The 26,546-nt window shown below is 36.5% G+C and carries 20 protein-coding genes, 2 rRNA genes and 1 pseudogene; 17 read left to right on the forward strand and 6 right to left on the reverse strand.

The window, feature by feature from the left end; genetic code table 11:
- The first annotated feature begins 35 nt into the window (after nt 1-35).
- Nucleotides 36-151: ribosomal RNA gene (rrf, locus tag AC1FXP_RS22355) — 5S ribosomal RNA — on the forward strand.
- A 678-nt stretch (nt 152-829) separates the two neighbouring features.
- On the opposite strand, the gene AC1FXP_RS22360 is transcribed toward rrf, so the two are convergent.
- From AC1FXP_RS22360 to AC1FXP_RS22370, 3 genes are all read right to left on the reverse strand, one after another.
- On the reverse strand, nt 830-3,016 hold the full coding sequence (locus tag AC1FXP_RS22360; RefSeq protein ID WP_480064143.1) for a malate synthase G: 2,187 nt from the start codon (nt 3,014-3,016) through the stop codon (nt 830-832).
- Nucleotides 3,017-3,260: 244 nt separating this feature from the next.
- The gene (locus AC1FXP_RS22365; protein WP_480064144.1) at nt 3,261-4,157 is read right to left on the reverse strand and encodes a LysR family transcriptional regulator; all 897 of its coding nucleotides are present in this window, start codon (nt 4,155-4,157) and stop codon (nt 3,261-3,263) included.
- 180 nt (nt 4,158-4,337) lie between these two features.
- Nucleotides 4,338-5,372: a LacI family DNA-binding transcriptional regulator gene (locus AC1FXP_RS22370; RefSeq protein ID WP_480064145.1), complete on the reverse strand. Its 1,035-nt coding sequence runs from the start codon at nt 5,370-5,372 to the stop codon at nt 4,338-4,340.
- Nucleotides 5,373-5,985: 613 nt separating this feature from the next.
- On the opposite strand from AC1FXP_RS22370, the gene AC1FXP_RS22375 reads away from it, so the two are divergent.
- The 9 genes from AC1FXP_RS22375 (at nt 5,986) to AC1FXP_RS22415 (ending at nt 16,383) form a co-directional block, all read left to right on the forward strand.
- The gene (locus AC1FXP_RS22375) at nt 5,986-7,284 is read left to right on the forward strand and encodes a hypothetical protein (RefSeq protein WP_480064146.1); all 1,299 of its coding nucleotides are present in this window, start codon (nt 5,986-5,988) and stop codon (nt 7,282-7,284) included.
- Nucleotides 7,285-7,372: 88 nt separating this feature from the next.
- Nucleotides 7,373-8,248, forward strand: coding sequence for an NAD(P)-binding domain-containing protein (locus tag AC1FXP_RS22380; RefSeq protein ID WP_480064147.1), 876 nt, complete (start codon nt 7,373-7,375; stop codon nt 8,246-8,248).
- 21 nt (nt 8,249-8,269) lie between these two features.
- Nucleotides 8,270-8,548, forward strand: a complete 279-nt coding sequence (locus AC1FXP_RS22385; protein WP_480064148.1) for a YciI family protein — start codon at nt 8,270-8,272, stop codon at nt 8,546-8,548.
- Between the two features lie 111 nt (nt 8,549-8,659).
- On the forward strand, nt 8,660-9,988 hold the full coding sequence (locus tag AC1FXP_RS22390) for an ABC transporter substrate-binding protein (RefSeq protein ID WP_480064149.1): 1,329 nt from the start codon (nt 8,660-8,662) through the stop codon (nt 9,986-9,988).
- 179 nt (nt 9,989-10,167) lie between these two features.
- The gene (locus tag AC1FXP_RS22395) at nt 10,168-11,049 is read left to right on the forward strand and encodes a carbohydrate ABC transporter permease (protein ID WP_480064150.1); all 882 of its coding nucleotides are present in this window, start codon (nt 10,168-10,170) and stop codon (nt 11,047-11,049) included.
- Complete coding sequence (locus tag AC1FXP_RS22400) at nt 11,050-11,943, forward strand: carbohydrate ABC transporter permease (RefSeq protein ID WP_480064152.1); 894 nt, start codon at nt 11,050-11,052, stop codon at nt 11,941-11,943. It begins immediately after the preceding gene.
- 47 nt (nt 11,944-11,990) lie between these two features.
- Nucleotides 11,991-13,781, forward strand: a complete 1,791-nt coding sequence (locus tag AC1FXP_RS22405; RefSeq protein ID WP_480064153.1) for a hypothetical protein — start codon at nt 11,991-11,993, stop codon at nt 13,779-13,781.
- A 33-nt stretch (nt 13,782-13,814) separates the two neighbouring features.
- Nucleotides 13,815-15,596, forward strand: coding sequence for a hypothetical protein (locus AC1FXP_RS22410; RefSeq protein WP_480064154.1), 1,782 nt, complete (start codon nt 13,815-13,817; stop codon nt 15,594-15,596).
- A gap of 157 nt (nt 15,597-15,753) precedes the next feature.
- Nucleotides 15,754-16,383, forward strand: a complete 630-nt coding sequence (locus tag AC1FXP_RS22415; RefSeq protein ID WP_480064155.1) for a YesL family protein — start codon at nt 15,754-15,756, stop codon at nt 16,381-16,383.
- A gap of 177 nt (nt 16,384-16,560) precedes the next feature.
- Here the strand turns inward: AC1FXP_RS22415 and AC1FXP_RS22420 are convergent.
- Both AC1FXP_RS22420 and AC1FXP_RS22425 read right to left on the reverse strand, forming a co-directional pair.
- Nucleotides 16,561-17,352 (reverse strand): annotated as a pseudogene (locus AC1FXP_RS22420) (peroxidase family protein); the annotation flags it as partial.
- Between the two features lie 187 nt (nt 17,353-17,539).
- Nucleotides 17,540-18,166 carry a 3'-5' exonuclease gene (locus AC1FXP_RS22425; RefSeq protein WP_480064156.1) on the reverse strand — a complete coding sequence of 209 codons (627 nt, stop codon included), beginning with the start codon at nt 18,164-18,166 and terminating at the stop codon, nt 17,540-17,542.
- A 260-nt stretch (nt 18,167-18,426) separates the two neighbouring features.
- On the opposite strand from AC1FXP_RS22425, the gene AC1FXP_RS22430 reads away from it, so the two are divergent.
- The 3 genes from AC1FXP_RS22430 (at nt 18,427) to AC1FXP_RS22440 (ending at nt 21,147) form a co-directional block, all read left to right on the forward strand.
- Nucleotides 18,427-18,759 (forward strand): DUF3895 domain-containing protein, encoded by a 333-nt coding sequence (locus AC1FXP_RS22430; protein WP_480064157.1) that lies wholly within the window; start codon nt 18,427-18,429, stop codon nt 18,757-18,759.
- A gap of 361 nt (nt 18,760-19,120) precedes the next feature.
- Nucleotides 19,121-20,233, forward strand: coding sequence for a sporulation integral membrane protein YtvI (ytvI, locus tag AC1FXP_RS22435; RefSeq protein WP_480064158.1), 1,113 nt, complete (start codon nt 19,121-19,123; stop codon nt 20,231-20,233).
- A gap of 71 nt (nt 20,234-20,304) precedes the next feature.
- Nucleotides 20,305-21,147 carry a mechanosensitive ion channel domain-containing protein gene (locus tag AC1FXP_RS22440; protein WP_480064159.1) on the forward strand — a complete coding sequence of 281 codons (843 nt, stop codon included), beginning with the start codon at nt 20,305-20,307 and terminating at the stop codon, nt 21,145-21,147.
- Between the two features lie 5 nt (nt 21,148-21,152).
- Here the strand turns inward: AC1FXP_RS22440 and AC1FXP_RS22445 are convergent, their stop codons facing one another.
- Nucleotides 21,153-21,446: a manganese efflux pump gene (locus tag AC1FXP_RS22445; RefSeq protein ID WP_480064160.1), complete on the reverse strand. Its 294-nt coding sequence runs from the start codon at nt 21,444-21,446 to the stop codon at nt 21,153-21,155.
- A 328-nt stretch (nt 21,447-21,774) separates the two neighbouring features.
- On the opposite strand from AC1FXP_RS22445, the gene AC1FXP_RS22450 reads away from it, so the two are divergent.
- The 4 genes from AC1FXP_RS22450 to AC1FXP_RS22465 form a co-directional block, all read left to right on the forward strand.
- Nucleotides 21,775-22,464 carry a response regulator transcription factor gene (locus AC1FXP_RS22450; protein ID WP_480064161.1) on the forward strand — a complete coding sequence of 230 codons (690 nt, stop codon included), beginning with the start codon at nt 21,775-21,777 and terminating at the stop codon, nt 22,462-22,464.
- Nucleotides 22,461-23,825, forward strand: coding sequence for a sensor histidine kinase (locus AC1FXP_RS22455; protein ID WP_480064162.1), 1,365 nt, complete (start codon nt 22,461-22,463; stop codon nt 23,823-23,825). Before AC1FXP_RS22450 ends, AC1FXP_RS22455 begins: the two co-directional genes overlap by 4 nt.
- A gap of 120 nt (nt 23,826-23,945) precedes the next feature.
- A complete protein-coding gene (locus tag AC1FXP_RS22460; RefSeq protein ID WP_480064163.1) occupies nt 23,946-24,941 on the forward strand; it encodes a Gmad2 immunoglobulin-like domain-containing protein in 996 nt (331 codons plus the stop codon).
- A gap of 1,509 nt (nt 24,942-26,450) precedes the next feature.
- Nucleotides 26,451-26,546: ribosomal RNA gene (locus AC1FXP_RS22465) — 16S ribosomal RNA — on the forward strand; the annotation flags it as partial.

Raw genomic sequence — 26,546 nt, forward strand, 5'->3', positions numbered from 1 at the left:
TCAAGCCATTTTCTAGAAAATGGCCTATATATTAGTCTGGTGGCGATAGCGAAGAGGTCACACCCGTTCCCATGCCGAACACGGTCGTTAAGCTCTTTTGCGCCAATGGTAGTTGGGGGTTTCCCCCTGTGAGAGTAGGACGTTGCCAGGCAGATAAAAGACAATCCATTGGATTGTCTTTTATTTGCGCATAAATTTATACTTCAAGGCACTGAAGCGCTGTTTGGCTCTTTGTAATATGAATTTAGATTTATTTTGATTTACAATCGTTTATAGAAATGTAGGCTAGAGAAGAAGTAAATGTAGTTAATGAAGGTATTACTATATAACGTAACTTTAGAGGAAATATGATAGAACTATACGTTCTAGAGAAAGTAGAAAAGGTCTGCATCGATTGTAAATGGAAAATTTTGTATCTCATAATGAGGTTAAGGAGAAAATGGGGAAATGTTAAAAAGAAAAGCACTTCTAATTGTTAGACGTTCTAACAATTAGAAGTGTCTGATACGGTCTCTTGAGTAAAGAATAACCTAAAGAAATTTCGGTATTGATGTTAAAATTATTATAAGCCACTTTAAAGGATTCAGGTGAAAAAAAACGTGATTTATACTCAATGGAACGAAACGGGAATATCCAAACGTTTTATAAAATTGCCTGAGTTAAACGGCTACTAAAAGGATTGCAAATACTGGGCTGAAATCAGAGATCAGTGTTCCTAACGTAAATAAGGACATGGCTGTAATAAACATAGTCTAGAAAACGAGGAGGTCTAAAATACGAAAAGGTGCCCCAAAAAGTTATTTAGGGCACCTGAAGCTGTTGCGAATTTTTATTTAGAATTTTTAACGAGGTTAGTTTTTGCCTCTAAACGTCGTTTATGAAGGATAGGTTCGGTGTAACCATTCGGTTGATCACAACCATGTAACACTAAGTCGCATGCTGCCTGGAATGCGATGGAATCCTCATAATTGCGTGACATTGGTCGATATACTGGATCATCTCCATTTTGTTCATCTACAACCTTTGCCATACGTTTTAATGTCTCTAATACTTGCTGTTTCGTACAGATTCCGTGGTGAAGCCAGTTCGCCATATGCTGACTAGAAATTCGTAAGGTAGCACGGTCTTCCATAAGGGCTATGTTGTTAATGTCAGGTACTTTGGAACAGCCAACGCCATGTTCAACCCACCGCACGACGTATCCTAAAATACCTTGAGCGTTATTATCAAGTTCTTGTTGGATTTCTTCTGGACTCCAATTGGGATTGCCCGAAACAGGAATGTCCAAAATGGCATCTAACAAATCTTTGGATTGGTGATTCAGACGACTTTGTACTTTAGAAACATCGATTTGATGATAGTGAAGAACATGCAATGTTGCTGCTGTTGGTGAAGGAACCCATGCTGTGCTTGCTCCTGCTTTTAATTGACTGACCTTTTGTTGTAGCATGGCTTCCATCATATCAGGCATTGCCCACATGCCCTTACCAATTTGTGCCCGTCCTTGAAAACCGGTCGATAAACCAATAAGGACGTTAGAATCCTCATAACCTTGAAGCCAATTGGATGTTTTCATATCCTGCTTTCGGATGAATGGACCTACTTTCATTGATGTGTGAATTTCGTCTCCTGTACGATCTAAAAAGCCTGTATTAATAAATACGACACGATCCTTTACTTCATAAATACATGATTTCAAGTTTACACTTGTTCGTCTTTCTTCATCCATTACGCCAATTTTCAGTGTGTGTCTCTTGAGCTGTAGTGCATCTTCAACTCGATTAAAAAGTTCATTCGCGAAGGCTACTTCCTCTGGTCCATGCATCTTTGGCTTTACAATATAGACAGATCCTGTTTTTGAATTTTTATAGCAACTGTTTCCTAATAGATCGTGCATGGATATTAGTCCCGTAATCGCTGTATCCATCATTCCTTCTGGAGTTTCTTCGCCATCTTTCGTTAAAATAACATTGGTTGTCATTAAATGACCTACATTTCGAACAAAGATGAGAGAACGACCTGGTAAGGTTACTTCATCACCATCAGGGGAGGTATACACTCGATCAGGATTTAAAGTTCTAGTTATTGATTGATTGTCTTTACTAAATGTTACAGATAGATTTCCTTTCATAAGACCTAATAGATTTCTGTATGCGAGTACCTTATCTTCAGCATCAACAGCTGTGACAGAATCTTCAAAGTCCATAATGGTTGTAAGTGCAGATTCCATAAAGATATCTTTTACACCGGCTTTGTCGGTTTTTCCAATGGGGTGGTTACGATCGATTTGAAGTTCAAAGTGCAGGTTATTATTTTTAAGTAAAATGGCTTGAGGGTTTCTAGCTGATCCCTTGTACCCAGCCAATTGTGAAGAGTCTTTGAGGCTAGTTGTGCTTCCATTGTCAAGAGATACATGAAGTTGTTGATTCGAAATAAAATAGTGTATCGCATTTTTATGAGACTCATCATTTAATGGTACTGCAGCATCGAGAAATTCTCTGGCATACGCAATTACTTTTTCACCGCGAAGAGGGTTATAAGTACTAGTAGATCTCGCTTCTTCTTCCTCTTTAATCGCATCCGTTCCGTATAACGCATCATACAGGCTACCCCATCTAGCATTAGCAGCATTAATGGCATACCGAGCATTATTAATAGGGACCACAAGCTGTGGGCCAGCTTGATGTGCCACTTCTAAGTCAACATTTTTTGTGGCAATGGTATATTCATCAGGTTCTGGGTGTAAATAATCGATTTCTCGTAAAAACGATTTGTAACTTTCAACATCAGTAATGCCTCTATTTTCCTCATGCCATAAATCAATGGTCTTTTGCAGATTGGCACGTTTAGACAACAACTCTTGATTTTTAGACATAAATTCATGAATCAAACGATCATACTCCGCCCAGAACCATTCACTCGTTAAACCCGTATCAGGAATTACTTCAACATTAATAAACTCGTAAAGGTCTTTCGCAATTTGAAGAGTGCCTACTTTCACATATTGATTTCCCATAATCATCCTCCTCAGACGTGTTTGAATAATTCTTACTATTTGATGTCTTAACCCTATTCTATTATAAAAACAACGATGCGCTAAATACATATTTTGAATGGACTGTATGCAATATAGTTATATAAGAAGGGGGAGTATGATGAAATACACATTTTATCCTTATTATCAAGCTAAGAGTACTATTAAACTAGTTGTGAAATAAAAAAATAAAAGCCTATTTTGAAGACTTTTATCTGCTTTGATATTAACTATGACACAAAGGTAAGCCTTTCTTTGACATCGATATAAATTCTCTTACAGCAAATGATTGATATTTATTTTTTTTCCATGCCATTCCTAATTCTAAGTGCAGATTAGAGTATGTTAATGGAACAGCCTTCACTTCATGGTTATTAATATTAGTACCAATTTTGCTAGGCAAAAGAGCAATCCCTAAATTAGCTTCTACCATTTCAATCATAAAATCTTTTTGTGAGCTTTCGCAAACAATGTTTGGATAGAAGTTGTTCGATGTGCATTCTTCTATAATGCGATCATAAATAGAGAAGTCTTTTCGATATAAAATAAACGCTTGGTTCTCTAAGTCAGAGAAGTTGATTTTTTGTTTTCTAGCAAATTCATGATTTTTGTGGACAATGACCATTAATGGATCTTTTACTAGTTTTATCATTTCAAAATTATGATTTGTTTTAGGTAAATTACATACCAATCCAATATCAATCGAACCATCTTCTAATTCATGTAAAATTTTTTTGGTGCCAACTTCTGCTAACATAATATCTATTGAAGGGTAAGCCTCTTTAAATTGACTAATTACCTTTGAAAAAAAAGCGGCTCCAATAATGGGGGGAATACCAATTTTAATTTCACCACTTTTAAAATTGGTAATATTGGATAACTCTGTAGTTAAGTTGTGAAATGAATCTAGGACAACCTTTACATTGCTAAGAACAGCCTTTCCAGCATCGGTTAGTTCTAACTGCTTAGGTGAGCGATAAAATAATGGGACTCCTAGCTCGTCTTCAAAGTTTTTAATAGCCTTACTAATCGATGGTTGAGAGACATGTAATGATGCAGAGGCTTTTGTAAAGCTTAAGTGTTTGGCAACTTCAAAGAAATATTCCAATTGACGAATATCCATATGTATTCACCCTTTTGGGCTAAATATCATAGAAACCTTTTACATCTTACTATAATCATATGTACTAGTAACGTAAAAAGAAAAAGGGGCTGTTATAACAGCTCCCTGATAGCACTAACGGAAATGCTAAGTTATTTTAACGATTCGCCTTTTTTAATTAGGAAATTGACCATTATAATATTAATGATTAAGCTTAATGTTTGTTGTTGAAGCTTTCGTACTATCGCGGATCATTAATTGTGGTGTTAATTTAATCCTCTCCATTTCTTTATTAGGATCTTCAATAAGGTCTATTAGAGTCTCCATGGCTATTCCTCCGAGAGTGGCAGTTTCCTCTTTTACGGTTGTCAGCTTAGGACGAATAAAGTCAGTATACATAATACCTCCGTAGCCAATTAACGATAGGTCAGAAGGAATGGAGATATTCAGGTCATATGCTGCAGAATTTACCCCCATAGCAGCTGTATCACTTAGACAAAATATTGCATCTGGTAGCTCTTTTTTATCGAAAATAGATTTTAGAGTTTGATAACCTTTTTCAAGCGTGTTGACATTCATAATAGTTGTATAAGATATATGAAGATTGTTTGCTTCATTCACTGCTTGAATTGCCCCATTTATACGATTTATGTTATGAAACCAGTTCTCAATTCCTCCTATAATTGTTATATTACGATGTCCTAAGTCTAATAGATGTTTCATGGCCAAATAGCCACCAAACTCATTATCATAACTAACACAATTAGGGATTTTGCTAACATCACCAATAATGACAAAAGGAATGTTTTCTTTTTTTAATAAATAGGGGAATGTTTCATCCATTGTTGCCCCAAGGATAATAAACCCTTCTGCTTGATGGTTATTAATAATATGCAAATAATCATCATCTTTTTTTGCTGAAGTTATTAGAGTCATATTATAGTCGTTTTTGGCAGCCACACTTCCAATACCATAAATTGTTTGAGGAAAGTAGGGGCTTATTATTTTTGTGCTAATGGATCGATCAGGAACAATTACAGCAATACTCTTCATAGTCCCCTTAGAGAGAGTACGGGCGAGCACATTTGGACGGAACTTATATTCTTCAACAATCTTCTGTATCTTTTTCTTATTTTCCTTATTTACTTGATCAGGGTTATTTATATACCTGGAAACAGTTGATTTGTGTACGTTTGCTAAGCGAGCTATATCCGCGATTGTAAGTTTTTTGGTCATAGTACCACCTGCCTTTTAAACATTTATGTATTAGTAAGTATAGAATAAAGGTAATCGCTTTCAAGTGTGAGGTATTTTTCATTATACAATTTATAGGTGATGCCGTAAAACAATTACTCACCTACAAATATTGATAAAATATTTAAAAATAAAAAAATTATATTATGAAGTTAACTGGCCATAAGCGGTATATGTGGAAAAGAAAGAAAAATACAAGTCGACAAATTCCGAATAAATTAAATTTTTAGAAAAAAACATTGATTATTAACCAGTGGGTGTGTAATATTGTAGTTGCAACCGGTTGCAATCGAGAGAAAATTGCCATCCAATCTCGAAAGTAAGAAGAGTATCTAGCATTTGTAAAAACCAAAGTTTATAAAAAGAGTGTTGATATGTGAGAAGGGATGAGTATGATCATTACTGCAACCGGTTGTAATGAGGTATAGAATTAAATGTGCACAGAATGCAGTATCATTTTGGTGACGCTTTCAGGTTTGTGGTGTATGGTGAAGTGAGGTTTAGAGAGTTATTCATTCATTGTAGTTAAAACGCTAGGAACAAATCATGATTTAGATGTCCTTTTTAGTAATTTAAAATTGAAAGGGGATATGAAATGTATATAAAAGAAATAGCAGCGAGCTTGTACCCATGGGATGTAGCGGATGAAGGAGCAGAAACATGTATTAAAAATCTAATGGAATACAGTGATGTCAATAGTGTTTATTTAGTTGGAATTATGCACAAAGAAAAAAGACCACTTCATCAATTATATTATCCACATAATCCTAAACGAAAATATTACTCACCAGAAGATAGCAGAGTTTACTATAAAATGGATGAGGAAAATTTTAAAAATACACCTCTGAAACCCTTATATTCTCAAGTCGATTTCTTGAAAAATACTAATTGGCTAGAAGAACTTACCCAAGTAGCAAGAAAAAACAAATTAAAAGTGGGAGTTGAAATTTCCCATACGATTTATGATGCTGATATCGCATATAGAGACTTCCCTGAGATATTACAACGTGATGTTTACGGTGAGTTAGTAGGTGGCGAAAAAATCATTGATCGAAAAGTTTTATGTCCTAATCATGAATTTGTGAGTGAGTATATTAAAGCATTATTTTATGACACGGTAAAAAATAACGATATAGACTTTATTCAAAGTTGTTTAGTCTTATTTAATGAAGGAAGACCGCTGCACAATGACCATACGAAAGAACTTGGTATCGTGCTAGGAACTTTACGTGGAGGGTGCTTTTGTGAAAGTTGTAAAAAGAAAGCTATTAAAATGGGTTATGACTGGGAAAAAATCGTTCGTGATTTAAGGCACCTATATGATGTTGCTAATACAACCGAGTTAGAAGATTTGATGGAAAAGAAATTATATTATGAGAGCAATTTCACTGCTACGGGTTTATTGCTTGAATATCCATCTCTCTATGAATGGTTAGAATTTCGTATGAAAAGTGTAACGACCTTATTTAAGGAAATCCATATGGCGATTAAAGAAGCAAATCCTAATGTAGAGTTTAGATACAACACGTATGTTAGGCATCCGGAATTGGCTGGAATTAATTTCTCGGCTATTAAAGATTATATCGATTCAGTAAGAGAGTCGGATTACTCTGAACAATCAGGTGTTGTAGAGAGACTTGAACTAAAGAAAGAAAAAATATTGAAGATTAGAAGAGCAATAGGGTATGAGAAAGATTTAATTGCAGCAATTGGAGTTCGACCTAAATCAACTGAGGAAATAATCAAAAGTAGTATTAAAATGTTGAGCTTACTTGGAATTGACGGGTTATCTTTAGGTCACTATGATGGTGCTACTATGGCCCGGCTAGGTGCTGTGAAAGAAGGATTAAAAGAGGCTGAAGTGTTTATAGATATTCATAATCACGACGCATAATTGTTCCAGGTAAGCATTGTAAAACTGAGTGACACATCAGAGTTTAGTGTAGTTTGGGGTTATTTTAATTAGGAGGAGTTAGAGGGAAATGAGAGTTTCTTTTATTGGGTTAGGAATTATGGGACTACCAATGGCGACTCATCTTTATAACGCAGGTTATCTATATAAGGTTTATAATCGGACACAGAAAAAAGCTGAGTTCTTTAAAGAGAAGAATATAGAAGTAACAAATACTCCACAAGAAGCGGCAGAGGGTGCGGATATTATTATTACGATGGTATCTGACTCTAGTGATGTTGAAGAAGTGATTTTGGGTAAAAAAGGAGTTATACATTCAGCTAAACCTGGTGCTATTGTCATTGACATGTCTTCAATTAATCCAGAAGTAACAAAACACGTCGCTAGGGTATTACAAGATAAAAAGGTTCATATGCTAGATGCTCCTGTAAGTGGAGGAGAACGAGGAGCTTTGGATGGCAAATTAGCGATCATGGTTGGTGGAGACAAAGAAATAGTTAATAAATCAACTGAAGTATTAGACGTTATGGGTTCTTTAGTTCATGTTGGTCCAATAGGAACCGGGGGGTATGCAAAACTAGCCAATCAAATCATTGTTGGATTAAATATTCAAGCAATGTCTGAGGCATTTTATTTATCTAAAAAAGCAGGAATAGATTTTGATAATTTATATGAAGCAATTAAAAATGGATTAGCAGGAAGTAGAGTACTAGATCAAAAAGTTACGAACCTTAAAGATGAAACATTTAATCCGGGCTTTAAAATATCATTGCATTTAAAAGATATAAATAATGCGTTAACCGCAGCGCGAGCACTTGAGGTAGATCTTCCATTTACTACGGAAATTAAGCAAGTAATGGATGAGATGGTAACAGAGCAAATGGATCAACTTGATCATTCAGCTATGTATTCTTTTTTACAAAAGAAAAAGGTTCAATCTAACTAATTTTGAAAAGGGGTTCATTCTATGAAGTATTTTGCCGTATTTTTACCGATGATTGATCAAGAAAAAAGCAAACAATATCGTGAAAAGCATTTGATCCATTTAGATAAAATGAGGGCAAATGGAAATGTTTTTGCCAACGGTCGTTTTCTAGATGGAAAAGGGGGGTTAGTGATTTATATGGCTTCCTCATTGGAAGAGGTAAAATCATTTGTTGAGCAAGATCCTTATGTTATAAAAGGGGCTCGTGGATATGACATTCATGAATGGGAGATTGTTACTGATGCTGTCATTCCAACTTAAAGTAATACATTAAAGCAAGAAATGACGAAAACTTTAAAAGATGAAAGGGGGTGATTATTTAAACAAGATTAACCTTCACTGGTTAAACATTTAATAAAGGGGGAATTTAAAATGAAATTTCGAAATATTTTAACTTTTGTATTGTTAACCATCTTTTTACTAGCTGTTGCCGCATGTAGTTCAGATTCAAGTGTTAATAATAGTAACGAGGATGGAACTGCAGTGGATAATGGAACAGAAGATACGGTAATTAGATATACATTTTGGGGAGATGCCACTGTTAGGGACGCTCATGAACTATTAGCAGAAGAATTTAATAAGCTCCATACGGGAATAAAGGTAGATACTGTACATGTTAGTGGAAATAATGATTATGTTCAAACCATTCAAACGAGGATAGCTGGAGGAAATCCTCCTGATGTGATCAATTTTGTTCACAATGATGTACAATCTTTTGCAGCAAGAGATGTTCTTGTGGATGTAACCGATTGGATAGAAAGAGATTTTGATGAAGCTAATATGGGAGATAATGTTGAATATTTAATGGAAGGTATGCAACTTGATGGAAGACAGTATGCTTTGCCAAGAAACGCGGGTGGCTGGTACCTTTACTACAATAAAAAATTATTTGATGAGGCTGGTGTAGATTATCCTGACGAAACGTGGACATGGGATACGTTTATAACAGAAGGAGCAAAACTAACAAATGATTCTAGTAATATGAATGAAAGGACTTGGGCATTTGGTTTAACTCCTCAAAGCCCACACCATCATTTGAATTTTGTTTGGCAAGCTGGTGGTGATTATTTCAATGAAGATCAAAGTGAGTTTATTATTAATTCACCTGAATCGATGCAAGGACTTCAATTTGTACATGACATGATGTATAAATATGAAATTGCACCCGACCCTAGTATTACTTCCAATCATGAACCAAGAGAACTATTTATGTCGGGTCAGTTGGCTATGTATGCAGACTCCATGGGGAATATACCTGCATTTAAACAAATTGAATCATTTGAATGGGACTTTGCTCTTTTACCTGAAGGTCCTGGAGGAAACCGATTAGGTCGTGTTGGGGCGACTGGGCTTGCTATTCCTAAACTCAGTAAACATCAAGAAGATGCATGGGAGTTTGTGAAGTTTGTAAATGGTGAAAGAGGGCAAGAGATTTTAGCAGCAGATGGTTTATCAGCTCCTGTTCGCAAGTCTATTTTGAATGATGAAAGTAAATTTCTTCCTTATGAGCTATTTGGTGTAAATAGACAAGCGGGGCTTGAAGGTACATCCATTCATGGGAAATTAATGCCTTCGCATCAGAACTGGAGTCAAATTAATGATATTGTTACACAATATCTTGACCTTTATTACGTCAATGCGATGTCGTTAGAAGAGGCTGTAGAAAACATTACCAATGAGGTTACACCATTGTTAGATTGATAATTTTGTAAGCGCTATCAAGTGAAGAGGTTTTTATTCGCGAGCTGTTCACAGGCTTCATGTAATCGGTGTCTGGAATAGTCTCGCGAATTCATGATGACGTGTATTTTTTCTAAGGGGAGGTTGGTAAGTCTCCGTAGAATGCCGTAAATTCTTAAGGTAGAAAGGTGGACCCTACTATGAGAAGTTTTTGGAAAAGCAATGAAATGGTTGCAATGTACTTTATTCTGCCTAGCTTTATCGGATTTTTAATTTTTACAGGGATTCCTATTATTGCCTCGTTAATCTTAGCTTTTTTTTCTTGGAACTTATTACAACCGGCAGAGTTTGTTGGGGTGGATAATTTTGTAAGGATGTTCTCGGCGGACCCGGTTTTTCTAAAAGTTCTATTAAATACAGTGTTATTTGTAATAGGCTCTGTCCCCCTTAGCGTTGCATTAGGACTAGGAGTAGCCTTGCTATTGAATCAAAAATTAAAGTTTTTAACTTTTTTTCGAGCTGCATATTTCTTACCTGTAATCACTTCAGTTGTGGCAGTCTCTCTCGTATGGAAATGGATTTATAGTCCAAGCTACGGCTTTTTGAATGATTTTCTCATGACAATTGGCATTTCAAATCCTCCTCAATGGTTATCAAGTACAACTTGGGCTTTGCCGGCCATTATCATAGTCGCTATTTGGAAGAATATCGGGTTTAATATGGTGATATATCTTGCTGGTTTGCAAGATATTCCTAAGGATTTGTACGAATCAGCCGAACTAGATGGAGCAAGTAAGTGGCAAAAGATATGGAATGTTACCATTCCACTATTAAGACCAACAACATTTTTTGTGACAATTATGGCTATTATTAACTCATTTCAAGTCTTTGGTTTTGCATTAATTATGACAGAAGGTGGCCCAGGGATAGCTACAAACACATTAGTTCTGTATATCTATCAACATGGATTTAATTACTTTAATATGGGATATGCCTCAGCAATGGCTTGGGTGTTATTCATTATTATTTTTTCCTTTACATTACTCCAAGCAGCCTATAGTAAGAGAAAGGGAGGGTTTTAAATGTCAATGGAATCAGGAAAGGAACTTACTAAAAAAGCATCCCCAAGTCATAAATTCTCCCTAGGTAATAAATCAACTAAAAGATTAACACATTTTTTCTCTTATGCTATTTTACTAGCGGGTCTAGGGATTATGATTTTACCGTTTCTGTGGATGATATCTACATCTCTTAAGACGTTAGAACAAGCAACGCAATTTCCTATTCAATGGATTCCGTCAACATTCCAATTTAATAATTTCATAGAGGTATTCCAAGTTATCCCTATGGCACGATTTATGTGGAATACATTATTTGTTTCTGTCGTTGTAACGGTTGGATCATTAGTTATGAGTTCATTGGCTGCCTATGCTTTTGCAAGGATCGAATTTAAAGGTCGAAACACGTTATTTTTTGTATACTTGGCAACTTTAATGATCCCAGGACATGTAACGATGATTCCGGTTTTTATCATTATGTCAAGGACAAATATGATTGATACGTACTCTGCATTAATTCTACCTAGTTTATTTACAGCTTTTGGGGTATTTATGTTACGACAATTTTTTCTGGCTATCCCTAAAGATTTAGAAGAAGCAGCTAGAATTGATGGGTGCAATCATTTACGTATATTCTGGAATATTGTATTGCCTATCTCAAAGCCAGCATTTGTAACTCTAGGAATTTTTATATTTCTCAAAGAATGGAATGAATTCTTATGGCCATTAATTGTTATTGAATCGGTAGAAATGCAAACCATTCAAGTAGGTTTAAGAACATTCATGGGTGAATTTGGAACTGATTGGCATTTATTAATGGCGGGAGCGCTAGTAGCTGAGTTACCGATTGTTCTATTCTATATATTCTGTCAGAAGTATGTAATTGAAGGGATAGCTACAACTGGTATAAAAGGGTAATATATGCTGTTTGTTTTACAGACTATTTATGTGGGGAGAGTCAGAGATTGAAAACTTTAAATCATGAAACGATCATTTGCGTCGACCTTAGACCTTTTAACCCTGAACAAGAAGATTGCGGAGTTAATGATTATATTGATAAATTGGGTTTCAAGCCAGATGTATTGGTTTTTTTAAACTTCTTCATAGATTTTCTACATGACCATAAAGTAGTGGATCAAACTCTTTTGAATCGTATGACGGTGGGGCAAAGAGGAACTCCCTCAGAATTCTCTTGGTCGAAAAGGGACTTATACAATCTTATTTCTCAATGTAAGAAAAAAGGGATTTCTCCTTTTCTAGGTATTTTATCATTTACAAAGAGTGATGTCTGGGAGGAGGCCAAGATAAATTGGGAAGTTGAAGAAATCTTCCAGACAAAAAGAGGGGGAGAAAGACTATGGGGAAATTGTATTAATCCTTTAAAGAGATTGAAAGATGGAAGTTATTATGATGATTTATTTACAAGAGACTTGCTTAAAGTATTAAACGATTTTCAATTTGATGGATATGTAGCAGGAGATGGAATGATTGGTTTGCGCGGCCCAAGAGAAACGTTAACTGATACAGATTTCAGTATAGATATGGTTGAACAATTTATGGAGTATAGTAACGTCATCTTGCCGGATTTGGAAGATTACGACACAAGGGCAGATTATATAGTAGATAATTATTTTTCAGAGTGGGTGAAATTTTATGTGTACCGGTGGGGAACTCATGTGGAGAAATTGTCTAATGCGTTGAAGCCTGAAGGAAAAAAGATTATGGCAATTGATGCGTGGAGTCGAAATCCTGAAGAAATGATCACGGCATTCGGGGTAGATCATCGAGTGTTGTATGAAAAAGGGCTAGATGCTGTGTTTATTCGTGCCGGCGAAGCGAATAAAATTAGACGGCACCGAGAAGGGGATTATGTGCAAGAAGAGAATGCGGTCTATACTTTTTTAACACATAAAGCCTATGAACCAAGGTTGAAGTATTATTGGGCAACCTCAACAATTAATTCACCTGAATTTTGGAATGCTGTATTGGATTTACCACACGTAGTAGAGCGAGAGAATTATGCGTATTTGTGGACTATGAATGCAGAGGATGGAGGTTTTAGAAAGACAACAGAAGGTGTTGCTGTTATTTGGGGAAATGATGTAACTTCCGAGCAATGGAATTGGCTTGTGGAAAGATGGGGTGCAGCCTATAAGCAAATTGAAGCGTTCGAAAAGCCAATTGGCTTTACATTAATATGGAATGAAATGGGAATGAAAGAGCTAACACCTCAAAATAAAATGTACGGGTATCGATTCGGAAAGTTACTGAACAATGGAATTTGTATCCAGTCTTGTATTCATGAAAAGGAGTTGCCAAAATACAAGGAAGCAGCAGATGAGACTCAATGGTTTGTGACTTTTGATTCAACTTTGCCCGAACGGTATTCTGATATAGCCAGTCAAATTTATGTAGTTGAAGAGGATAAAATTTTTATAGAGAAAATAAATTACAGCTGGCAAGCTGGAATAACCAAAATGAAGGAAGCCATAGGATTAAGTACATCAATAGGTAGGGTATTAGGATTTAAAGATAATGAAAATAATTATATGCTTAGCTTAGAAAATCCGAGAAATTTGCATTATGAAATGGCAAAATTAAGAGTTCCATTTACAATTGCAAATACGAAAGCCTTGCCGCCGCGGGAGTGGTTTTCAATTCCTGAGTCGATTGAGGATAATGTTACGACAGTCTCAATACCTCCTGATGCTTCTATTCAAATAGAAATAAAGATCGCCGATAAGAATGGGCAGTAGGTTTTTTAGAATTGCTATTAGAGAGGAGTCTAAATGAAAACTTTATCTTATGAAACGATTATTTGTGTAGATCTCCGCCCTTTTAATCCTAATCTGGAAGATTATGGAGTTAGTCGATATATTCGAAAACTGGGGTTTAAACCAGCTGTTTTAGTTTTTTTAAATGTGCATGTAGACTTTCTCCATGAACATAATGAAGTGGATCAGACCTCTTTGAATCGTATGACAGTGGGGCAACGGGGAACCCCGTCAAGGTTTTCTTGGACGAAAAAAGATTTATACAACCTCATTTCTTGTATCCGAGAAACAGGGATTTCTCCTTTCCTTGGTATATTATCCATATCAAGCAGTGATGTATGGAAGGAAGCTGATATTCAATGGAAGATTGAAGAAGCTTTTCAAACAAAAAGAGGCGGGAAAAAATTGTGGGGAAACTGTATTAATCCTTTAAAGAGGTTAAACGATGGTAGTTACTATGATGATCTCTTTACAAGAGATTTGCTGAAGGTTTTAAAGGATTTTGAATTTGACGGGTATGTTGCTGGAGATGGAATGATGGGTTTACGAGGCCCGAGAGAAACGTTAACTGAAACAGATTTCAGCATGGATATGGTCGAACAATTTAAAGAATATAGCAATGTTAACTTACCTGAAATTGAAGATTATGATGTAAGAGCTGATTATATCGTTGAAAACTATTTTTCAGATTGGGTTAAATTTTATGTGTACCGGTGGGGAGCCCATGTGGAAAAGCTGGAAAAAGCATTGAAACCAGAGGGAAAAAAGATAATGGCAATTGATGCTTGGAGTCGAAATCCTGAAGAAATGATTACGGCCTTTGGAATAGATTATCGAGTGTTGTATGAAAAAGGGTTAGATGCTGTTTTTGTTCAAGCACGTGAGTCTAATAAATGGAAGAAACACCGGGAAGGAGGATATGCGAAGGAAGAAAATGGAGTTTACACTTTTTTAACTCATAAAGCTTATGAACCTAGGCTGAAATATTATTGGGCGGAACCTACGATCAATCTCCCTGAATTTTGGAATGCGGTATTGGATCTTCCGCATGTATTAGAGCGAGAGAATTACGCTTATTTATGGACTATGAATGCAGAAGAAGAGCGATTTGATAGAACAACAGATGGCATCGCTGTTATCTGGGGAAATGATTTAACTTCGCAGCAATGGGAATGGCTTGTGCAAAGATGGGAAAGGGCCTATCAACAAATAGAAGCATTTGGAAGACCAATTGGTTTAACCTTATTATGGAATGAAATGGGAATGAAGCAACTGTCACCAGAAAACAAAGTATATGGGTATCGATTCGGAAAGTTATTGAATGAGGGAGTTTGTATTCAGTCATGTATGCATGAAAATATGATCGTAAAATACATGGGCAAGGAAAATAGCCCCAAATGGTTTGTTACCTTTGATCCGACTTTACCCGAAAGGTATCCAGAACTAGCATGTCAAATATATGTAGTGAAGGAAGATAAAATCCAGTTAGGACAAAAGAATTATAGTTGGCAGGCAGGAATCACATTAATGAAGGGATTAACGGGGTTAAGCACAACCATAGGAAGAGTATTAGGTTTTGAAGACAATCAGAACAATTTTGTACTCAGCTTGGAAAATCCGAATAATTTGTATTATGAAGTGGTAAAATTGGAAGTGCCTTTTACCATTGCAAAGACGCAAGCTTTGCCTCCGCGAGACTGGTTTGCGGTTCCTGAATCAACCGAAGAAAATGTTACGAAATTATCAGTCCCACCGGATGCTTCTGTTCAAGTTAAAATTAGTAGAGAAAATGATTGATTGACATAACATTTCGACATATGGCTAGATGAATAGATTATGCTTATAATTTGCCCTCTTGTTATATCACAATGCACGTAATTGTAAGATATATAAATCTCTTTTGCTTCGACTATGGTTTATGAAATGAGACTTACTGTATAATAAGGGGGTTATTATGGGAAATGTAGATATGAATCATGCATTTAATAAGTTATGTACGTCGATTATGAATCTAGCATATCTAAATCTGCTGTGGGTGTTCTTTACACTTTTAGGTGGAATTATATTAGGTATTGGACCAAGCACGATAGCTATGTTTACGGTTGTGCGAAGATGGATCAGGGGAGAAAAAGATTTTCCCATTTTTAACACAATGTGGAGTACGTATCGAAAAGACTTTATCAAAGCAAATAAAGTCTTTATAGTACTATCTATTATGGGCTATATCATCTTTTTTAACTTTATAAATTCACAACTATTAACAGGGATAAGTCAACTTGTTATCAGTTCTTTAGCTATCGCATCATTGTTAATTTATTCCTTTTTGTTAATCTATATTTTCCCTGTTATGGTTCACTATGAGTGTAAGTTATTACAATATTTCAAACATGCTTTTATAATTAGTATTATTAGACCGTTCCACACAATTTTTATGCTTTTCCTAGTGACTATCGTGTTGTATTTATTTTTTACATTCCCCGTGCTTCTTCCTTTTAGTGCGAGTGCATTGTGTTTTGTGTTAATGTTCTTCTCGTATAGAGTTTTTATGAAAATTCACTCGGAGGTAAATCTTTCGAAGGAATAACAGAATGGTAATCTTAATTCTGTTGAAGAACTAGAAATTGTTAGATCAGTTATGGTTACTTACTACCTTTACAAGAAAAAGAAGTAAGAGACCGTTCCTTGCTTCTGTTCACTTATCCTCATATCAATCAGCCGTTAGAAAAAACCGCTGTCAACCGACGGCGGTTTCCTCATACACTTAATTACTCGTTAGTTCAGCTTTTTTAAGCTTAAGGTCGAAACGGTCTGCGTTCATTACCTTAACCCAGGCAGCGATAAAGTCACTTACAAACTTCCCTTTGTTGTCGTCTTGAGCATAAACTCCTGTAATGGCACGTAGCACGGAGTTTGAACTGAACACGAGGTCAACTCGTGTTGCTGTACGTACGACTTCACATGTTTTGCGGTCACGTCCTTCATATACGCCTCCGTCTTCAGGCTTCCATTCTACTCCCGTGTCTAGTAAGTTCACAAATAAGTCGTTAGAGAGTGTACCTGCACGATCCGTGAATACACCGTGCCGAGTAACACAGTGATTGGTACCGAGAACACGCATTCCGCCAATAAGTGCAGTCATTTCTGGTGCAGTAAGGTTAAGCAGTTGTGCTTTGTCCACAAGGAGCTCTTCTGCACTTACACTATATTCTTTCTTCTGATAGTTGCGGAACCCGTCAGCGACAGGCTCTAGCACGTCAAAGCCTTCTACATCTGTTTGCTCTTGTGTTGCATCGCCGCGACCTGGAGCAAACGGAACCGTTACATCAAAGCCTGCCTATTGTGCAGCTTTTTCTACGGCAGTACTACCGCCTAGTACAATCAAATCGGCCATGCTGAATTTCTTATCAAGCTGATTTTGAATGCCTTCTAATACTTTAATTACTTTTTCAAGTTGTTTAGGCTGATTCACTTCCCAATCCTTTTGAGGAACAAGAAGGATGCGGGTACCATTCGCACCATCACGATTATCAGATCCACGGAACGTACTAGCTGAGAAGAGAAATAGTGAGCTAGCATGTTGTTAGTTGATCAAGCGCAATCTGTTAGATTGTGCTTTTTCATGTCTACATTAAGAGTAATAAGCAATTTATAAGGCTAGTAAGACGTCCGCTATTTCAATCGGAAATAAAAAAGGGATGAACGCTTACGCACAAGTAGTTCATCCCTCGCATATTTTTTAGTTAACTAATTTTTGACGAGCTTCTTTTACTTTTGCTTCTCTTTTTATTGGCGCGTGCTGGTGTATAACCGTTGGCATAAACCGTCCCTTGGCCAATTTCTAATTTTTCAATGAGTTCTTCGTGACTTGAAACTTTGTTGTATTTGCAAGCTTCTAGGTATACGTGCGCTGCTACTTGTGCGTCCTCAAGGGCATGGTGATGTTTAAATTCAATCTGTAAATGTTCAGCGACCACATTTAGTGAATAACTATGTAGACCAATCCATGTTTTTTTAGAAACATTGACCGTACAGTTATAGGAAAATGAAGGGTAATCGAATTTACACTCATCAAGTGAGTGCCTTAAGACAGACATATCAAAGCTTGCATTATGCGCAATGACGAGGTTTCCTTCGAGCAAGTTGGAGATATCCTTCCATACATCATTAAATGATGGGGCATCCTTGACATCTTCAGGAGTAATCCCATGAATTCTTACACAAATGGGGTCAAAGTACATATCATTTGGTTTAATTAATTGATAATACTCTTCGGCTACCTTGCCATTTTTTACTACAACAAGCCCAATCGAACAAACACTCGAACGATTTGTATTAGCTGTTTCGAAATCTATTGCAACAAAATCCAATTGGAGCCCTCCTCAACAATAAAAGTTAAACGTATGGAATACTATGAATCTATAAGTATAACGTAGATTCATAGTATTTACATCATGTACTTATTTGATTTGTTTGATGGTCTTATCTTTAGAATGGATGTAGTGTTGTGAGTTGTTTTTTTTGTTGGGATTGGTTCGTAAATTCTTTATAAATTACCCCACATCTAAACAACACTTTGATACAATAGACATCATTACTACTGTTATTCTTAAAAAAAGGAGGCATTTCCATGCTCTCATATAAAGAAAAAGAACTAATCAAGGATTATATAACCCGACATGAGTCTTTTACTCTTACAAATTTATGTGACTATTTAATTGAGAATGGTTCAAGCTCAGAGACATATTCAACTGGAAAATACAAAATATACCCTCAAGTTGCTGTTACGATAGAAACCTACGTTAAGGATTCGATTATAGAAATGAGCCTAGTCGAAAATAACGTACAATACAAAAGATTGGGTGATCTATCAACGAACGAGGAAAAGGAACTAGAAGAAAATAAAGAAGAAACAGAAGAAGATTCGGAACCGGAAGTGGGGCAGCAGCTAAGTTTGTTTTAGCAATCCACCTCGAGATTATGAGAAATTACGTAAAAGAAGAAAACCCGTTGTTTTCGCCTTCATAATCAATTATGATTTCAATAATCGAATACTACTTACTTAAAGGGGAGTAGCTGTACAATAAAGTCGTCATTCCCGGGAGCTCCTCCTCGGCTTTATTGGCAACATAAATGTTGTTAGCCAGACCTTTGCCATTGGTAGAGGTCTTTTTGTAATGGAGTAAGATCTTTGCCTATTTTGGTAAAGGTCTTTTTTCTTACATTATTATAAATCTGAAATTGGAGAAGATGAAAGTAAAGTCAGATGAGTTCTTTATTTGGTTCTAATGGATTTTATAAGAGATTGGTTTGGAGGTGGGTAGGTGTTTGATAATAAGGTGCTTCAGGTCATCGTTCGAGTATTGATTGTAGCTCTATTACTGGTTTTAGGGTGGCTTGTTTTCTATTATATGGTTTGGCTTACGTTTCCATTTTTAATTGCATTAGGGATTGCTTTCTTCATTAATCCTGTCGTGAATTGGTTGGAGAAATCAGTGAAATTCCCGAGATCATTGGCCGTGTTATCTGGTATATTATTTTTATTTGGATTAGTTGGAGGCGTGCTAACGTTACTTATTATCAAGCTTGTTGACGGTTTTCAATATTTATCGAGACTCGTGCCAAATCAAATTGAAATCATCTCGACCCATATCCAGACGTATGTCAATGAGCATATCTTTCCGCTTTGGGTGAGAGGGATCGGGTTTATTGATGAGCTAGATGTAGCGCAAAGGGATGCGATTGAAAATAGCATTCAACAGCTCGGAGGTCAGTTTGCTTCGATCCTTGGGAATGCAGGTCAGGCGATTGCGAACAGTCTTTCTCAATTTATCGGGGCACTTCCTATTACATTGACGGTTTTTGTCTTTGTTCTTCTTTCCTTATACTTCATTAGCAAAGATTGGCACCGGCTTCAAGTCATTGTAAAAAGTAAACTGCCAAACCGAATCAAAGAACAGATAAGCCATGTTTATCATGATTTAAAATTCAAACTGATCGGTTTTCTGAGAGCTCAGTTTATTTTAATCAGTATGACGGCGGTCGTTAATTTGATTGGACTGCTTATTTTGAGAGTCGAGCATGCTTTAACGATTGCTCTCATTCTTGGTGTTGTTGACTTGTTGCCATATTTGGGTACCGGGATTATTTTAATTCCATGGGGCATTTATAGCATCATGACCGGTAATCTCTTTTTAGGAGTAGGGTTGTTAATCCTCTATGGATTAACAATTACTATACGACAATTTGCCGAACCAAAAGTACTGTCATCAAGCTTAGGTTTGAATCCATTGGCGACGCTTATTTCATTATTTGTAGGGTTACAACTGTTTGGCTTTATTGGGTTATTTTTAGGTCCGGTAATCTTGGTTTTGCTTCTTTCTTTTCATGAGGCAAAAATATTTGAAGGTATATGGCGATTTATAAAGGTTGAGTAAGGGACACTTAAGAATCTATAGAGCGAAAATCGTTATTCATTAGAACTAGAAAATTGGGGGACGAGATAAAGATGCAAGAGGTTATTCACTATTTTCAGGCAAACCCAATTATTTATAAAGCCTGTTTATCATTCGTGATTTTACTTATTTACTATAAGGTTGTGAGGCTTACAAATAAGCTTCTTCATAGAACGATAAAAGATAATAGTCTGTATTACGTCACGCGTAAAAGATTCTATTATTTACATTCTGTCATTCTGGTTGTGATTTTTGTTATGTTATGGTCTGAAGCGAGGCTTGATTTAACGATCTATGTTGGGTTCATTTCGGCGGGGATTGCAATTGCACTGAGAGAAATTTTTACAAACATCGCTGCATTGCTCATTATTGTGATTCAAAAGCCCTTTGAAGTGGGGGACCGCGTGGTGGTCAATGATCGTGCGGGAGATGTGATCGATCAAAAAATCTTTCATTTTGTGATGATGGAAGTAACGTCAAAGGTAGAAGGAGAACAAAGCACAGGGAAGGTTGTTCACATTCCGAATAATTATCTCTTTACACATGCTGTTTCTAATGCGAGTAAGGGGTTCGGTTATGTGTGGAATGAAATCGACGTTCGGCTGACACTCGAAAGTGAGTGGGAAGCAGCAAAAGCTCAGTTTGAAACGATTTTGAACAAACATACAGAGCATATTTCTACAGAAGCTAGGGACAAAGTCCAAGAAGCTTCGAAAAAATATATGCTCCATTCTCAAGACTTAACACCAGCCGTTTCCGTTATGGTTAAAGACGGTTATATTAAGTTGACGTTGCGTTATTTAACTGAACCGAGGAAATTGAAGATGACAGAGGATATTATTTGGCGTGAGATACTTGAGTTTGTGAAGGGGAATGGAAGTGTTGAGATAGGGTGAATTATCTACAGAAGAAAAGGAGTGGAATTAGAACACGAGTCAAAGAAATTCCGTACTCCAATAGTGATGAGGATACGCGGTGGGAAAAATCCCAGTCGTTGTTTCCATTTTCTTTTTGATAAAGTAAAGCCAAAATACATGCCCATGATTAGAAATAATCCGCTCATTAATGAAATGAAAAAGCTAGTTAGAACGAGTGAATAACTAAGTATTGCAGCACCAATACCAGCGCCGAATGCGTCTAACGCAAGTACACAGGCTCCTTTGCCTGTGAAACCGAGGGCATTGAAAAGGTACAAATCAACCTTTTTTGAGTGCCTCGATAAAGTAGCAATGGCTCCGCATGCTGCGCGCCTGCTATGAGAAACCCGCTCATAGCAGGCTTTTCAAAAAAAGGCAGCAGCTCCGCACATTGCTTAGAGGGCACTGAAAAGGTACAAATCAACCTTTTTCAGTGCCCTCTATAAAATCTCTTAAGGGGGATAGTGGGGAGAGACTCGACCTTTGTGCTTGGTTCGTATGGACGTTTTTCATAAATCACAATCTATTATTTCATTGAAAAATGGTAAATCCTGATATAAATTTGATTCAACATTAGGCATAATGTAATTAACAGGGGGGAATAGAATGAAGAAATTTCTACTCGTCGAGGACGAAAAGATTTTAGCTAAAAATATCGCTTTTTTTCTTGAACGAGAAGGCTATCATGTAGATATAGAATATGATGGTGAAGCGGGATGGGCAGCATATTCCAATAAAGCCTATGATCTGATTTTATTAGATTGGACTTTACCAAAAAAAGACGGTTTAGAACTTTGTAAACAAATACGAAAGGAATCAAATGTTCCCATTATGATGATTACTGCCAAAAGTGAAATTTTTAATAAGGTCATCGGTTTAGAGCTTGGGGCAGATGATTATATCGTTAAGCCGTTTGATCCGCGAGAATTATTAGCAAGAATTCATGCTTTATTAAGAAGAAATGAAACAACGAGTAATGAACAACGTGTGGTGCAGCGGCTTCAATATGAGGAACTCCAATTAGACCGTGAGAAGTTACTTATCTTATTCAGAGACCAAACCATTTCCCTTACAGCCAATGAGTATAAGTTGATGGAAATTTTAATGAAGAAACCGGATAATGTCTATTCGCGTGAATTTTTATATGAACAGGTTTGGGGCGGTTTACTCGAGTATAATGAACGAACGGTCGATGTCACCATCAGTAGATTACGAAAAAAATTAATGAATCTTACAGGTAGGAAATATTTCCATGCTGTGAGAGGCCTTGGATACCGGTTTGGTGGAAAGTCATGAAAATCCACTATCAATTATGGTTGGTTTTTTCCGGCGTATTTGTGATGGTCTGTCTTATTGTATATTTGTTTGTAGTGACAACGTATGAACAACGTCTACAAATGGGGTATGAACAAATATCTATCGCTCAGGGTTCTTCCATTCTGGGTACATTAATAGACACCTATCCTTATTCGCCCAACCGAAGTACCGGTTACCTTCAAACATACAGCGAACAGTTAAACAGCCGATTGATTATGTTAGATCAGGACAAGAAAGTGTATGCAGATAGTTTTCGGCAGCTTAAACCAAACACAACGTTAAATCTGACAATATTAGGTCAAGATACTGTTCCTACTTCTCTCTTTTCCGAAACAGAAACGTACGGCTATATTCAACATACTTTACTGCCCTTTCAGACAGGAGAAAGGGATGGTTATTTATTAATGGTTCAGGAAGCTGATCCGCTGTACACTGAATTAAAATCTTTTCAGAACTGGATGGTTCAAGTACTTCTATTTGCTGTTTTGGCTTTCTTTTTTATATCATATTTTGTCTCAACCTGGTTTTCAAAGCCAATCCGGCAAATGATTATTCATTTAAATAACATCACGCCGCAAAAACGGATTTTTTCCTTCAAACATCAGCGCCGTGATGAGATTAAAGAGTTAAGTGATACGATCCAAAAAATGGTTGAAGAATTAAACCTATATGATGAAAGACAGCGGCGATTTTTGAGCACTTCCTCACATGAATTGAAAACTCCTTTGACCACGATGCATCTTATTCTTGAGAATTTACCATATGTACGTGGGAATGAAGAAACCTATCGTGATTTTGTACAGGATCTATCGTTTCAAGTTCAAAAAATGAAACAAATGGTTGAGCAATTGTTACAAATGAATCGTATAGAGGATAAACATCTTCAAAAAGAAAAACTATCTACTCAAGAAATCGAGCATCATCTTCAACAGTCCTTTCAACATATTGCACAATGTAAACAAATCATCCTGGAATTTGAATTCGAGCTATTCGACGTAGTTGTCAATCGAGCCTTGTTTCTGTTGGGACTCGATAATCTGGTTTTGAATGCGATTCGATATTCTCCCGAAGGTCAAAGTGTAAACATTAGTATTAAAAAAGAGCAAGAGCAAATGAAGATCAGCGTATGTGATCAAGGAATGGGAATTTCTTCAGAAGATCTACCTCATATTTTTGAACCTTTTTACCGTTCCCAGGATGCAACGGCATGGAATCAAGAAGGAAGCGGGTTAGGCTTAACCATTGTCAAGCAAATGGTTGAGATGCATAAGGGAAGGATTGAGATTAATACCGTACCAAATCAAGGAACCTGCATACACTTGTTTCTACCATACACGTAAGTAACAAAAATGTTACATTTCTTAAATGTCTATGATACAAAAGGTAACTATAGTTTAAGTAAGCCATTCAAGCAAGTATGAAGAAAGGTGATCCTTATCATATACAAGGAGGTTATCTAGATGAAGAAAATGTTGACCTGTATAATACTGATGGTTGTAAGCCTCTTAATCTTAAGCGCTTGCGTACAAGATATTTCTGAACAAAATTCACCTAATCCACCTAGTGAAGAGGAAATAACCCCCCCTTCAGAAGATCAAGGAGAAAACGAAGAACAAGAAGGTCTTCCTGAAGAAGAGGAAGAGCTCAGTGATGAACCATCTGTTGATGAAACGAATTTAGCCCCTACACCTGAAGAAAAGAGTGAAACCCACCAAGTCGTCCTTTACTTCTCTGACAATGACTTAATGGACACTTACCGGATTAAAAAAGAGCTATCTGTTAGAAAAGGAGAGAATGTGGCGAAGTCTGCTCTAGGAGCTTGGGTCAACGGACCTGAACACGAAGAATTAACAGGATTAATCGATTCAGATGTGATCATCGAATATGTTGAAGACATAGATGGGATCGCGCATGTGAGTTTTTCAAAAGAGATTCGGGAAAGTAATCTAGGCTCAAGTGGTGAACTGATGTTTGCTGAACAGATTGCCATGGTTATGCAGCAATTCGGATTTGAGCGAACTCAAATCTTAGTTGAAGGTAGGGTTGGCGAAACGTTGCTTGGCCAACTTTATACCGGTGACCCTATCGTCGCAAACGACCCTGAAAGTTACCTATGGGTTGATGAAAAAAAATCACGCGAAGTCGTATTGCAAAACGTAGCTTTCAAAATTTTTGAACCCGCCCCAGACACTGAAGTGAAAGACCGTATCATTGTACGAGGATTAGCCCGGGTTTATGAAGGAACGATCCTATACGAATTTGCAGATGGACACTATATTCTAGATGAAGGGTTTACGACAGCTACTGAAGGTGCTCCTGGATGGGGAGAGTTTGAGATCATTATTGAATTGGATGACGTCGCAAATTATTCAGGAAGAGTGATCCTTTTTGAAGAAAGTGCAAAAGACGGATCTAGATTAAATGAATTGAAAATTCCTGTTAATGTTACGAATTAAGATCATCCTGTAAACGTATGAGGTGTGGTTGAGATTGTGAAGGGTGATATGAGTAGAGGTGTTGTGTAGCAGCAGTTGCTTAGAAGACCTTCTCGGGTGTTTATAGAGATTGTTCGAAATGATGGAAGAAGAATAAATGTAAAAATTCATTAAAGTCTGCTGCTATTTAGTAGGCTTTTTTCTTTAAGTATATGATTTTTTGAAGTTTGGCGTAGAAGAGTTCATAGTTGAGCGTGCAGGATGTTGAAAAAGAACCATTCCTGAAGAAGAGCAGATGAAATATGTTGTGTACAACAATGAACGGTTTGGTTTTTCAATAGAATATCCAGAGGGGGGATCAGATGGATCCGCCTCCGACAAATGGGAATGGAAGCTCGCTTTTATAATGAGGATTTGGGGATGTCGTTTACGGGGGACATAATGTAATGGGTGAAACAATTGAGTCTTATTTTGATGCTGATGTGGACAGTATTAAAATGAGATTGTCTATCAACGATTGATGGAGGATTGGTATGTGATTTCCCAATGGGATGATTGTTTATAAGAGGTTTTATTATGGGAGAATGTATTTAATACATTTGCAATTCGGTATCGGAGAGTAAACAGGAGAAATATGAGCAGGTAGTTACTTTCGGAGACGTTTGTTTTAAGTGCTTATTAGTGTATTAATGATTGTGTGGTAAATTACCTAACACTTTATATAATGGGTGGCTAAGTGGTAGAGGGAATTAGCCATACTTCCTTGTCGTGTATTTTGTTATATGTCCATTCGTTTGAGTTGGTTGTATTGCTTGTGGGTTTGCTGGTTATTCATTTTTTTGGTTCTTTGCAAAGGATTATAATCTGATTTTTTGTTTGTGAGATGTTGTTTGGCTTCTAATATAAATTGTAAGTTTAAGAGATAAGTGCTTATGACTAGTAGTAAGACGCTGTTTATATAGGAAGGAATATGGATCTTTATATAACTTATCGTTTAAAGTCGAGTCCTTTAAGATGTAAAAAAGGAAGAGCTTTTCAACTAGTGAGATATTAGGTCTGGTTTACTTAGTGAGGTGGTGATATGTAGTAGGAGAATACAAGTGTGATGAATTTAATAGTTTGGGTATTGCAAGTAAGGTAGGATTATGATAGATTATTAAATCTAGCCGCAAAAAACAAAATTAAATTTATTGTTGCGCAGAATTTTAATTTGTGATATATTATTACTTGTCGCTGATTACAGCCGATAAAAACTTAATTAAAACTTTGGGGTTTTGCAACATTGATTTTTGATCAAAAACTTTTTTAAGAAAAAGGTGTTGCATAGAACTGAAAGTTATGTTAAGATAATAAATGTCGTCGCTGATAAGTGGTGATCATGAGTTCTTTGAAAACTGAACAAAAGCCAAGCGTAATAGAGATACATGATATCTCGTCAAAGAAATTTACCCGATAGGGCAAATTTCATCCTTGATTTATTAATTTATTGCATTGCTAGCGTAATGCATTTGAGCTAATCAGCTTGCCATTTTTATGGAGAGTTTGATCCTGGCTCAGGACGAACGCTGGCGGCGTGCCTAATACATGCAAGTCGAGCGGACTGATTAAGAGCTTGCTCTTATGACG

The sequence above is a fragment of the Halalkalibacter sp. HAAS-P013 genome, from assembly GCF_056619925.1.

Coding starts and splice junctions, on each gene's coding strand:
- AC1FXP_RS22360 (WP_480064143.1), bottom strand. CDS start 3,016: ATGGGAAATCAATATGTGAAAGTAGGCACTCTTCAAATTGCGAAAGAC.
- AC1FXP_RS22365 (WP_480064144.1), bottom strand. CDS start 4,157: ATGGATATTCGTCAATTGGAATATTTCTTTGAAGTTGCCAAACACTTA.
- AC1FXP_RS22370 (WP_480064145.1), bottom strand. CDS start 5,372: ATGACCAAAAAACTTACAATCGCGGATATAGCTCGCTTAGCAAACGTA.
- AC1FXP_RS22375 (WP_480064146.1), top strand. CDS start 5,986: ATGTATATAAAAGAAATAGCAGCGAGCTTGTACCCATGGGATGTAGCG.
- AC1FXP_RS22380 (WP_480064147.1), top strand. CDS start 7,373: ATGAGAGTTTCTTTTATTGGGTTAGGAATTATGGGACTACCAATGGCG.
- AC1FXP_RS22385 (WP_480064148.1), top strand. CDS start 8,270: ATGAAGTATTTTGCCGTATTTTTACCGATGATTGATCAAGAAAAAAGC.
- AC1FXP_RS22390 (WP_480064149.1), top strand. CDS start 8,660: ATGAAATTTCGAAATATTTTAACTTTTGTATTGTTAACCATCTTTTTA.
- AC1FXP_RS22395 (WP_480064150.1), top strand. CDS start 10,168: ATGAGAAGTTTTTGGAAAAGCAATGAAATGGTTGCAATGTACTTTATT.
- AC1FXP_RS22400 (WP_480064152.1), top strand. CDS start 11,050: ATGTCAATGGAATCAGGAAAGGAACTTACTAAAAAAGCATCCCCAAGT.
- AC1FXP_RS22410 (WP_480064154.1), top strand. CDS start 13,815: ATGAAAACTTTATCTTATGAAACGATTATTTGTGTAGATCTCCGCCCT.
- AC1FXP_RS22415 (WP_480064155.1), top strand. CDS start 15,754: ATGGGAAATGTAGATATGAATCATGCATTTAATAAGTTATGTACGTCG.
- AC1FXP_RS22430 (WP_480064157.1), top strand. CDS start 18,427: ATGCTCTCATATAAAGAAAAAGAACTAATCAAGGATTATATAACCCGA.
- AC1FXP_RS22440 (WP_480064159.1), top strand. CDS start 20,305: ATGCAAGAGGTTATTCACTATTTTCAGGCAAACCCAATTATTTATAAA.
- AC1FXP_RS22450 (WP_480064161.1), top strand. CDS start 21,775: ATGAAGAAATTTCTACTCGTCGAGGACGAAAAGATTTTAGCTAAAAAT.
- AC1FXP_RS22455 (WP_480064162.1), top strand. CDS start 22,461: ATGAAAATCCACTATCAATTATGGTTGGTTTTTTCCGGCGTATTTGTG.
- AC1FXP_RS22460 (WP_480064163.1), top strand. CDS start 23,946: ATGAAGAAAATGTTGACCTGTATAATACTGATGGTTGTAAGCCTCTTA.